General features: G+C 70.6%; 10 protein-coding genes. 2 read left to right on the top strand and 8 right to left on the bottom strand.

The features are described from left to right. Window positions 1-25 precede the first annotated feature (25 nt). From Vlu01_RS16365 to Vlu01_RS16400, 8 genes are all read right to left on the bottom strand, one after another. Window positions 26-1,087: an ABC transporter permease gene (locus Vlu01_RS16365; protein ID WP_203999988.1), complete on the bottom strand. Its 1,062-nt coding sequence runs from the start codon at window positions 1,085-1,087 to the stop codon at window positions 26-28. Next, on the bottom strand, window positions 1,084-1,977 hold the full coding sequence (locus tag Vlu01_RS16370) for an ABC transporter ATP-binding protein (protein WP_203999991.1): 894 nt from the start codon (window positions 1,975-1,977) through the stop codon (window positions 1,084-1,086). Before Vlu01_RS16370 ends, Vlu01_RS16365 begins: the two co-directional genes overlap by 4 nt. 81 nt (window positions 1,978-2,058) lie before the next feature. Continuing rightward, on the bottom strand, window positions 2,059-2,739 hold the full coding sequence (locus tag Vlu01_RS16375; protein WP_203999994.1) for a response regulator: 681 nt from the start codon (window positions 2,737-2,739) through the stop codon (window positions 2,059-2,061). Further along, window positions 2,736-3,950 carry a sensor histidine kinase gene (locus tag Vlu01_RS16380; protein ID WP_239095941.1) on the bottom strand — a complete coding sequence of 405 codons (1,215 nt, stop codon included), beginning with the start codon at window positions 3,948-3,950 and terminating at the stop codon, window positions 2,736-2,738. Before Vlu01_RS16380 ends, Vlu01_RS16375 begins: the two co-directional genes overlap by 4 nt. 593 nt (window positions 3,951-4,543) lie before the next feature. After that, the gene (locus Vlu01_RS16385; RefSeq protein ID WP_204000000.1) at window positions 4,544-6,526 is read right to left on the bottom strand and encodes a M48 family metallopeptidase; all 1,983 of its coding nucleotides are present in this window, start codon (window positions 6,524-6,526) and stop codon (window positions 4,544-4,546) included. A 16-nt stretch (window positions 6,527-6,542) separates the two neighbouring features. Beyond that, window positions 6,543-7,139, bottom strand: coding sequence for a LemA family protein (locus tag Vlu01_RS16390; protein ID WP_204000004.1), 597 nt, complete (start codon window positions 7,137-7,139; stop codon window positions 6,543-6,545). Window positions 7,140-7,210: 71 nt separating this feature from the next. Further along, entirely contained in the window at window positions 7,211-8,155 is a 945-nt protein-coding gene (locus Vlu01_RS16395; protein WP_204000007.1) for an HAAS signaling domain-containing protein, read from the bottom strand. After that, window positions 8,152-8,493, bottom strand: a complete 342-nt coding sequence (locus tag Vlu01_RS16400; protein ID WP_204000009.1) for a PadR family transcriptional regulator — start codon at window positions 8,491-8,493, stop codon at window positions 8,152-8,154. The genes Vlu01_RS16395 and Vlu01_RS16400 overlap by 4 nt, the downstream gene beginning before the upstream one ends. Before the next feature lie 139 nt (window positions 8,494-8,632). On the opposite strand from Vlu01_RS16400, the gene Vlu01_RS16405 reads away from it, so the two are divergent. Then, window positions 8,633-9,247 (top strand): acyl-CoA-like ligand-binding transcription factor, encoded by a 615-nt coding sequence (locus Vlu01_RS16405; protein ID WP_204000011.1) that lies wholly within the window; start codon window positions 8,633-8,635, stop codon window positions 9,245-9,247. A 92-nt stretch (window positions 9,248-9,339) separates the two neighbouring features. Continuing rightward, entirely contained in the window at window positions 9,340-10,920 is a 1,581-nt protein-coding gene (locus Vlu01_RS16410) for an MDR family MFS transporter (RefSeq protein WP_505840342.1), read from the top strand. Window positions 10,921-11,083 lie beyond the last annotated feature (163 nt).

The raw sequence follows: 11,083 nt of genomic DNA on the forward strand, positions 1-11,083 counted from the left end.
TGCCGCAGACGATCAAGCGGCCGGGTCAGCCGAGGGTTTCGCGTTCGCGCCAGGCGGTGCGGATCGAGGTGCGGCCGTTGGTCCGCAGCAGCGAGCCCTCGTACACCCGGGCGCCGGCGAGCAGGAAGCCCGCCGCCGCGACCAGGAGCAGCGCCAGCGAGGCAACCATCTCCCAGCCGGCGGCATCGCCGCTGAACAGCCGCAGTGGCATCGCCGTCGGCGAGGAGAATGGCAGGTAGGACAGCACCCGCATGGCGGTGACGTTCTCGTTGAGGAAGATCACCCCGAAGAACGGCAGCATCACCGCGAGCTGGACGGGCATCGACACGCCGCCGATGTCCTCCAGCCGGCTGACCAGCGCGCCGGCCGCCGCCCACATCGACGCGATCAGCACGAAGCCGAGCAGGAAGAACGGCACGAACCAGCCGATCGCCGGTCCGAGCAGCGACAACAACGCAGTGTTGTCGCCGAACGCCATGCCGGCCACCGCCACCACGGCCACCAGGGCGATCTGCCCGAGCGCGAGGATCGTACCGGCGATCATCTTCCCGGCCAGCAGGGCACGGACCGGTACCGCGGCGACGAGGATCTCCACGATTCGGGTCTGCTTCTCCTCGATGATGCTCTGCGCGATCTGCGCCCCGAAGGTCTGCGAGGTGATGAAGAAGATGAAGGCGAAGGCGAACGGCACCAGGAAGGCCACCACCGGATCCACCGCGTCCGGGTTCAGCAGCCGGACCGGGGGTTCGGTGCTCAACGCGGCGACGACGTCGTTGGGGGCGTCGTTCATGGCGAGCACCTCCGGGCCGGCGACGACCGCGGCGTCCGCATCGCCGTCGCGCACCGCCTGCTCGGCAGCGGCATCGTCGGGTACGGCGAGCACCTCCAACCCTGCCGCCCGCAACGGGCCGGCCGCTGCCTCGGTCACCGCCACGGTGGACGGGCCGCCGGACAGCAGTGGCGGCAGGATCGTCGCCGCCGCAGCGATCAGCAGGAAGACCACCGTGCTGATCAGGAAGGTGCGGTCGCGCAGCTTGACCCGGATCTCCCGGGCGGCGACCAGACGGGTGGCCTGCATGACGTTCACTGGGCGACCTCTCGGAAGATCTCGGCGAGGGTGGGGGTGACCGGGCGGAACGCGCGGACCGGACCGCGCTCCAGCGCGGCGCGCAGCACGGGCTGTTCGTCGGTGCCGGCGGCCAGGTCGAAGACGGCGCGCGCGCCGTCGAGGTCCACCAGGCTCACCCCGGGGTGGTCGCGCACCCAGCCGGCGTCGCTCTCCACCACCAGCTCATAGCGGGGCGTGGTGTACGCCGAGCGCAACTGCTCCCGGCTGCCGGCGGCGCGGATCGAGCCGTCCGCGATGATCACCAGGTCGTCGCAGAGCCGTTCGACCACGTCGAGCTGGTGGCTGGAGAAGAGCACCGGAGCACCGGCGACGGCCCGCTCCCGCAGGACGCCGACGACGGTGTCCACGGCCAGTGGGTCCAGCCCGGAGAAGGGCTCGTCGAGGATCAGCACCTCGGGGTCGTGCACCAGCGCGGCGGCGATCTGGGCGCGTTGCTGGTTGCCCAGGGACAGCGTCTCGAGCAGATCGTCGCCCCGCTCGGCGAGACCGACCCGCTCAAGCAGCCCGTCGGTGGCGCGGCGCGCGGCCTCGCTGGTCAGCCCGTGCAACTGGCCGAGGTAGATCACCTGTTCGCGGACGCTCATCTTCGGATACAGCCCGCGTTCCTCGGGCATGTATCCGAAGCGGCTCCGTACCTCCCGGGTCAGCGGCGCACCCTGCCAGGTCACCTGGCCGGCGTCCGCGGCGAGCACCCCGAGGATGATCCGCATGGTGGTCGTCTTGCCGGCGCCGTTGCCGCCCACGAAGCCGGTCATCCGGCCGGCGACGACGTCGAAGGAGACGTTCCGGAGTACCTGACGGTCGCCGAAGCTGCGGTCGACGCCGTCGAGGCGAAGCACGTTGGTCACGGGGTACACGCTAAATTGTCGATCATGCTTCGCCGTCCGTCCGGGGACGGAGATCCGGGCTCCACCTCGCGGAGGAGATGCTCACCCGCCGGGCCGGACCACCCCGTGTTCGTACGCGAAGACCACCGCCTGCACCCGGTCCCGCAGACCCAGCTTCGCCAGTACCCGGCTGACGTGTGACTTCACCGTCGCCTCGCCGAGGTAGAGGCTGGCGGCGATCTCGGCGTTGCTGGCGCCCCCGGCGACGAGCACGAGAACCTCCCGTTCCCGGGGCGTCAGGCTGCCCAGCGCCGTCTTCGCTGCCACGTCACCGCTTGGCTGGCCGCCGGGGCGGGCGAAGGTGGCGATCACCCGTCGGGTGAGCTCCGGGGCGAGCAGACCGTCGCCGCGGGCCACCACCCGGATCGCGTCGACAAGTGCCTCCGGCGTGCCGTTCTTGAGCAGGAAGCCACTCGCTCCGGCGCGGAGCGCGGCGAACAGGTAGTCGTCGCGGTCGAACGTGGTCAGCATCAGCACGGCCGGTCCACCCGGCTCGTCGTCGTCGGCGCTGATCCGCCGGGTGGCCTCCAACCCGTCGACACCGGGCATCTCCACGTCCATCAGGACCACGTCCGGACGCAGGGCCCGGGTCATGCCGACGGCCCGTTCCCCATCGGCGGCCTCGCCGACCACGTCGATGTCGTCCTCGATCTCCAGGATCACCCGGAAGCCGGTACGCACGAGGTGGTGATCGTCGACGAGAAGCACGCGGATCGGGTTCACACCACACCCCCCGCCGGCAGCGGGAAGCGGACCCGGACTCGCCAGCCCCCGCCGGTACGCGGACCGACCTCCAGCTGGCCGCCGTGGGCGGTGATCCGCTCCCGCATGCCGATCAGTCCCAGCCCGTCGGTGTTCGCGGGGCGGGTGGCCCGACCGTCGTCGCTCACCTCGACCTCCATCTCCTGTGCCAGATAGCGGATCCGGACGTCGAGCAGACTCGCGCCGGTGGCGTGCTTCAACGCGTTCGTCACGGCCTCCTGCACCACCCGGTACGCGGCCTGGGAAACCGACTCCGGGAGCGGCACCGGGTCGCCGTACACCCCCAGGGTGGCGCGGAGCCCGGCCTCACCGGCCCGGTCCACCACGGCGGCGATCTGGTCGACTCCGGCCGGCTGCCGGGTGCCTTCCGGGTCGCCGTCGCGGGCCCGCAGCACGCCGAGCATCCGGCGCAACTCGTCGACCGCCTGGCGGGCGGTCTCCTCGATGGAGGCGAGCGCGGTACGCGCCTTCGTCGGATCCTTGTCGAGGACCCGACGGCAGGCGGCCGCCTGCACCCCCATCACCGACACGTGGTGGGCGACCACGTCGTGCAGTTCGCGGGCGATCCGGACCCGTTCGCCGACCACCGCGTGCTCGCGTACCTCGGCCTGTGACCGGCGCAGTCGCTCCGCCTGCTCGGCCAGTTCGTGCTGGCGGCGGGCGGCCACCCAGGCGGTCTCACCGAAGAAGTACGCGAACCCGAAGTACAGCGCGTTGACCAGGATGCCGGTGACGATCGCGGCGAGCACCGGCGGCACCGGCCCGACGGCGTCGGCGAAGGTCTCGGCGGTGATCTCGCTGTAGCTCAGCATGTAGGCGATCCCGAGCCAGGCGAACATCGCGACGATCACGCCGATCCGCAGTCGCCGGGACAGCCGGCGATCCTGGCCCCAGGCACCCAGCGTGTAGATGGCGACGAACAGCGCCCAGGAGGAAAGCTGCCACTCGGGCACGGCACGGACCTGCGATCCGATGAACGCGACCGACACGGCCAGCGCGCTGACGGCGGGGAAACGCCGTCGCCAGATCAGCGGCAGCGGCACCGCCACGGTCCAGATGAGCTGTTCGACCCCCGAGGGTGGCGGTCCTAACGCGAAGGTCCCGGTGCTGCGCGCCAACGTCAGGCTGAGCAGGGCGATGGCCGTGGCGGCCAGCCCGGCGTACAGGTCCACCCGCCGCTGCTCCGGCGTCGGCCCCGGCCGACGCCATTCGTCATCGGCCTCGGCCTGCGGCTCGCGGGTGGTCTCGGTCTGCTGCCGCCACTCGTGCGCGGTCTCGGTGGTCACCCTCGGCAGCATGCCATCCCCTCGCCGACCGCCCGTCGCGTCGGGTGAGATCGGCCGTTCAGCCCGGTCTGCGGGCCGCCCGCCCGCGCCCCCGACGGGTTGCCTCTCACCGCCCACCGTTGCCCACGGACAGTGCTGACCCACCTCCCCCAACCCTCACCTCCATCCTCCCTTTGCTCTGCTTCAACCGACGCAATGCTCACGGAAAGTGTCAGCGAATAGCGCACCTGCGGGCCGGAACCGCTGCCACGCGCCTGCTCAGGCGCTAGTGCGTGGGTTGAAGCAGAGCAAAGCGTGGATAGCAGGATAGGGGTTGGTCGCGAAGGCGCTACGGAGAGTGACGGTAGCTTTCCGTGTTGGGCTCCGCGGGTGGCGGGTGGCGGGTGGCGGGTGGCGGGTGGCGGGTCCGCGCACCGTGGGTGGCACCGCCGAGGATCGCACCAGCCGGGCAGCCGGGCAGGCGGGTGGGAGGGCGGTGGTCAGCCGGTGGTGACGCCGGCCATCGGCGGCAGCGGGCAGTGCAGCAGACCGCAGATGGTCCGCAGCAACTCGATCTCCGGCACGGTCATCATCCCGTCGTGGCTGATCACTGCAACGGTGGCCGCCACCAGCCGTTCCTTGTCCGCCGGACGTAACCCGTCCAGCACCGGCCAGGCGGTCTCCAGGGCGAGCACGCCGTTCTCCGGCGGTGCGTACGGCAGATTTGTGCCGGGCAGCAGCGCGGCGATGCCGGCCTGGAAGGCTCGTTCCGCCTCGGCTCGCTCGGGGTGCCCGACCTGGGCGAGGATGGCCAGCAGAGCAGCCGCCGCCGAGCGTGCGTCGGTGAGTTTGCGCCGGTCGGTACGCCACCGGGAGTCCGGCCGCAGCGACTCCTCCAACTCGGCCAACAGCAGCCGGGACAGGCAGTACTCGGTCACGTTGATCGCGCCGTCGGCGTGGATCAACGTGAACACGGCTGCCAGCAGCGACTCCAGGTCGGCGTCGGGACGCTCGCGCAGCGCCGGGAAGGCCAGTTCGGCCAGGGGCAACCGCAGCTCGGCGGGGAGGGTGACCAGGTCGTCGGCGGCACGCAGCGCGCTGTCGGCCAGTGGCTGACCGTGTCGCTGGGCCACCGCGACGTACTGATGTTGCCGGATCTCCGGCTCGGCGCTGAGCAGCAGACCGAGCAGCAGCGGCACGGCCGCGTCCCGGTCGCGGGCCTGGTCGAGCAGCGGATCCGGGATCCGGTCGAGGATCGCGGCAGCGTGGGTGTAGGCACTCTCGGTCGGCGCGGCCACCTGGCCCAGCACCTCGTCCGGCGCGACGCGTACCCGCTCGCCGGGCCCCGCTGGCCCGGGCTGAGCCTGCCGTGGCCGAGCCGGCGGGGCCTGCTCAGCGGCGCGCGGCCGGTCGGCGGCGGCCGGTGCCAGGCCCATCGCGACGTCCTCCTGGCGGCCCGATGGCGGTGCCGCCGCCCACCGCTGCGACAGTTGTCGAAGCTCGGCCGGGTCGAACGACGGCTCCAACGCCTTGATCCGGTCGACCAGCGGGGGATGGGTGGCGAACCAGGACGTACGGGCCGCCTCGCCGAAGAGCATGTGCCCCACCTCGTCGCGCTTCGGCGACTTCAGCTCGGACCCGTCGCTCAGCCCACCGATTTTCTTCAGCGCCCCGGCGATGCCCCGGGTCTGGCGGGTGTACTGCACCGCCGAGGCGTCGGCGAGGTATTCCCGCTGGCGGGACACCGACGCCTGAATGAGTCGCCCGGCGAGCACACCCACGTAACCCGCCACCAGCAGGGCCAGACCCACCAGCGCCAGGGGTGCGGCGCTGCCGCCGCTGTTGTTGCCCCGCGACCGGCCGCCGCCGATCACCCCGGCGCGGGCCAGCCCACGGCCGATCACGGTCAGGAAGAGGATGCCGAACAGCAGGCCCATCAGCCGGATGTTCAGCCGCATGTCGCCGTTGACGACGTGACTGAACTCGTGAGCGATCACCCCTTGGAGTTCGTCGCGGTTGAGCCGCTGCAACGCGCCCCGGGTGACGGCGACGGCGGCGTCCGACGGGGTCCAGCCGGCGGCGAAGGCGTTGATCGCCGTCTCCTCCGGCAGGACGTAGACCTCGGGCACGGGTACGCCGGAGGCCAGCGCCATCTCCTCGACGATGTTGCGCAGTCGGCGCAGCTCCGGGTCGGTGGTGTTCGCCGGTACCGGCACCCCGCCCAACTCGCGGGCCACCTTCCCGCCGCCACCGCGCAACGCGAGCGTACGCACCAGGGCGGCCAGCCCGATCGCGGCGACCGTGGCGACGGTGACCATCGCGATGAAGCCGGCGAGCTGACCGGGATCGGCGGCGGTGGCGTTGAAGGCGAACAATGCCGCGAGGTTCACCACCACGACGATGCCGATCACGGCCAGCACGAACAGCAGCACCAGCCGGGTCGACAGCCGGCGTACCTGGCGCTGCCGTTCGAAGAAGTTCATCGTCTGCCCGACCCGATCAGAACGAGACCTGCGGCGCCTGGCGCTGCTGCGGGTCGTCCGGCTGGAACAGCGCTGCCGGCCCGAACGAGAACATCCCGGCCAGCACGCTGGAGGGGAACACCTCGCGCTTGTTGTTGTAGGCCATCACCGCATCGTTGTACGCCTGGCGGGCGAAGGCGACCCGGTTCTCCGTCGAGGTCAGTTCCTCCGACAGTTGCATCATGTTCTGGTTTGCCTTCAGGTCCGGGTACGCCTCGGAGAGCGCGAACAGCCGACCCAGGGTGGCGCTGAGCGCGTTCTCCGCGCCGCTGAGCTGCTGCATCGCGGCCGGGTCACCGGGCGTCGCGGCGGCGGTGGCCTGTGCGTTGACGGCGGCGTTGCGGGCGTTGATCACCGCTTCGAGCGTTTCCCGCTCGTGCTTGAGGTAGCCCTTGGCGGTCTCCACCAGGTTGGGGATGAGGTCGTGCCGCCGGACGAGCTGCACGTCGATCTGGGCAAAAGCGTTGCGGTACGCGTTGCGGGCCCGGACCAGCCCGTTGTATATCGACACGCCGAAGGCGAGCACCGCCACGACGATCAACACCAGGCACACCAGTCCGATGATCAGTTCCACGGCCGCTCCCTCGGTGTGTGTCGGTTCTTCCGCTGATCATCGTACGTTCGCTGGTCCAGACCCGCTCCTGCTCAGCGCGCGGAACGCCGTGCCTTGACCGCGCTGTCGACCACGTCCCATAGCGTGATGACGATGATCGACACGACGGAGATCCGGGCGACCGTGTCGAAACCGCCGTCGCGCAGCCAGGCGAACTGGTCGACGAACTCCGGGTTGAGCAGCCGGTCGGTGATCAGCAGCCAGATCGCCGGCGCCGCGAAGGCCAGGTTGAGCACGGCGTTGACAGCGACCAGTGGCCAGGTCCACCGGCCGGCACGGTACTTGGCCAGCTCCAGCCCGATGCTGGCGACCAGGACGATCAGGAGCGCCGGCAGCCAGAACGACCAGAGCGCCGGGTCGAGGATCGGCAGCCGGTCGCCGGCGCCCATCACGGACTGGAAGTGCTGCCACGGCAGGAAGGCGATGAGCAGGACCAGGAACACGATCGAGGCGCAGACGTCGGTGAGGGTGACGTCCCGTTCGACGGGGCGGTCCGGGAGCTGGTCGACGTTCCACGCGGGCAGGTTCAGCGGGGTGCCGAGACGTTCCAACACCGCGAAGACGGCCGTCACCCAGAAGGTGACCTGCACCGCGACGTTGAACGCGACGCTCACCCCGGCGCCGATCGCGCCGGCCGGGTTGTCGGAGACGGTGGCCTCCACCAGGCCGACGGTCACCCCGGCGATGGCGGGAATGAAGCTGAGCAACAGGATCAGCAGGCGTTGCCAGGCCAGGTAGTAGGTGGGGCCGATGAGTTGGAGCCGACGGTCGGCGTAGCGGGCGGCGAGCTGGGCCGGATCGCCCAACTCGGTGAGCACCTCGCGCTCGGCGGTCGCGGTGTCCTCGCCTGTGGAGGTCCGGCCCTCGACCATGTCCGCGATCAGTGCGCGCAGTTCGGTGGCGATCTCGTCGCGTCGTGCGACCGGCACCGAGCGCAGGGTCGCGGAGAGATAACGGTCGGTCAGGGTGCTCGTCATCGGGGGTCTCCTTCGATCAGGGTGGCCAGGGAGGCCTGCACGGCGGCGAAGTCGTCGAGCAGCAGGCGCAGCACCTGCTCGCCGGCGTCACTGGTGCGGTAGAACTTGCGCGGCCGGCTCTCTTCGGTGTTCCACTCGCTGGTCAGCAGCCCCTGGTCCTCGAGGCGGCGCAGCAGGGGGTAGAGGGTGTTGGCGTCGACCGGGAAGCCGTGCCCGGCCAGTCGTTGCAGCAGTGCGTAGCCGTAGTCGGGTTGGCGCAGGGCGACCAGGCTCGCCACCACGACCGTGCCTCGGCGTAGCTCTTGGAGGTGTGTCCGTAGGACTTCGTCAACGGCCATGTGTCACACCATACTGTGCGACACACAGTGTTGTCTAGGAGGCAACAGTGTCCCTCGCCCGACATGGTGTTGCTCACCGGGTCTAGCGTCACAGTCTGAAACTTTGCGTGGTCTGCACGTTTGGCCCTAAGGTTTCGCCGTGACCTTCGACGACCCGCAGCTCGGTCGACGGGACCGCAAGAAGCGGCAGACCCGAACCGCCCTCGCCACCGCCGCGCTGCGGCTGGTCGCCGAACGCGGGCTCGACCAGGTGACGGTCGAGGAGATCAGTGAGGCGGCGGACGTCTCCGCCCGTACGTTCTTCAACTACTTCCCGACCAAGGACGACGCCCTGGTGGGCGACACCGAGGTCGATCGCGTGCGGGTGCTGCGCGCCCTCGCCGCCGTGCCCGCCGAGCAGCCCGCCCTGGAGGCGATGCGGCGCGCGTTCGTCGAACTCGTCGACGAGATGCAGGGCGACGCGGAACTGTGGCTGCTGCGGATGCGGGTCGTCGTACAGCACCCGGTGCTGCTGGCGCGTCTCGTCTCCGGTAACGCCACCACCGAACAGGCCCTGGTCTCGGCCGTGGCGGACCGTACCGGCCTGCCTGTCGACCACGGGTACCCCGCGCTCGTGGTGGCGGTCGCCGGAGCAGCCCTGCGTACCGCGATGGTCCGATGGGCGGCCTGCGGCGGAGCCGGCTCCCTGGCGACGCTCCTCGACGAGGCGTTCGCCGCCGTCGCCGCCGGCCTGCCCGACCCCCGCACCGGCTGACCAACCGCGGGCCGACACCCAACCCCACCGACTTCCGTTCCCACCGCCGGCGTGACCGCGCCGGGGGCAGCACCATGTGTGAGGAAAGATCCATGACAGCTATGACTGCGCCGATCGACGCGCCCAAGGCCGGCGCCGACCGGATGTCCCGCCGGGAGATCCTGCAAGCCCTCTCGGGGCTGATGGTCGGCATGTTCGTCGCGATTCTCGCCTCGACGGTGGTGGCCAACGCGCTGCCCCGCATCATCGCCGATCTCAACGGCACCCAGACCGTCTACACCTGGATCGTCACCAGCGAGCTGTTGGCGATGACCGCCACCGTGCCGCTCTGGGGCAAGATGGCCGACCTCTACAGCAAGAAGCTGCTCATCCAGCTCTCCCTCGGCCTGTTCGTGGTCGGTTCGCTGATCGCCGGCCTCACCCCGAACGTCGAGGTGCTCCTGGTCAGCCGGGTCGTCCAGGGCATCGGGGCCGGCGGCATGACCGCCCTGGCGATGATCGTCATGGCCGCGATGATCCCGCCCCGGGAACTGGGTCGCTACGCCGGCATCTTCGGCGCCGTCTTCGGTGTCGGCACCATCGCCGGCCCGCTCATCGGCGGTCTCCTGGTGGACACGTCCTGGCTGGGCTGGCGCTGGTGCTTCCTGATCGGCGTACCGTTCAGCATCCTGTCCATCGTGCTGCTCCAGCGGACCCTGCACCTGCCGGTCGTCCGCCGCAAGGTACGCATCGACTGGCTCGGCGCGGCGCTGATCACCGCCGGGGTCTCCACCCTGCTGATCTGGTCGTCCCTGGCCGGTCACAAGTTCGCCTGGGCCTCCGGCTGGACCGCGCTGATGGTCGTCGGTGGGCTGGCGCTGCTGGTGGCGGCCGTCTGGGTGGAGTCCCGGGTACCCGAGCCGATCATCCCGCTGAAGATCTTCCGCAGCCGTACCGTCGCGCTGACCACCATCGCCAGTATGCTGGTCGGCGTCGCCCTCTTCGGCGGCACGGTGTTCCTGTCCCAGTACTTCCAGACCTCGCTGGGCAAGTCGCCGACGATCGCCGGCCTGATGAGCCTGCCGATGATCCTCGGCCTGCTGATCTCCTCCACGGTCGCCGGCCAGCTCATCACCAGGTACGGCCGGTGGAAGGCGTACCTGGTGGCCGGGGCGGCGGTGATGGTCGTCGGGATGCTGCTGCTGGCCACGATCGGCGTCGACACCCCGTTGCCGCTGCTCTTCACCTACATGGCGCTGCTTGGTATCGGGGTCGGCATGCTCATGCAGAACCTGGTCCTGGCGGCACAGAACGACGTGCCCGCCCACGAACTGGGGGCCGCCACCTCCGTGCTGACCTTCTTCCGCAGCATGGGTGGCGCGATCGGCGTGAGCGCCCTCGGCGCGGTACTGGCCAACCGGGTGACCAGCCTGATGACCGAGCAGCTCGGGCCGGCGGCCAACGCCACCGGCGGCGGGACGACCGAGGTACCCGACCTCTCCGCACTGCCCGCGCCGATCCTGGCGATCGTGCAGGACGCGTACGCCACCGCCACCTCGGAGCTGTTCCTGATCAGCGCGCCGATCGCCTTCCTCGCCCTGGTGGCGGTGCTGTTCATTCGGGAGAAGGCGCTGCACACGGTCAGCGGCGACGAGCGGGCCCGCCAGGAGGCGGCGCTGCACGTCGGCCACTGAGCACCTCCAACAACGCGGAGCGCCCAGTCCCCACCCCCACCCCCGCCCCCACCCCCCGCCCCGTCGATCATGCAGTTGTGGCACCTGACAGAGTGGGGCATTGGTGACCTTTCTGGCGCCATAACTGCATGATCGACGGGGCGGGGCGGGGGGGGGGGGGGGG

This window comes from Micromonospora lutea (assembly GCF_016863535.1).
Lineage (GTDB): Bacteria > Actinomycetota > Actinomycetes > Mycobacteriales > Micromonosporaceae > Micromonospora > Micromonospora lutea.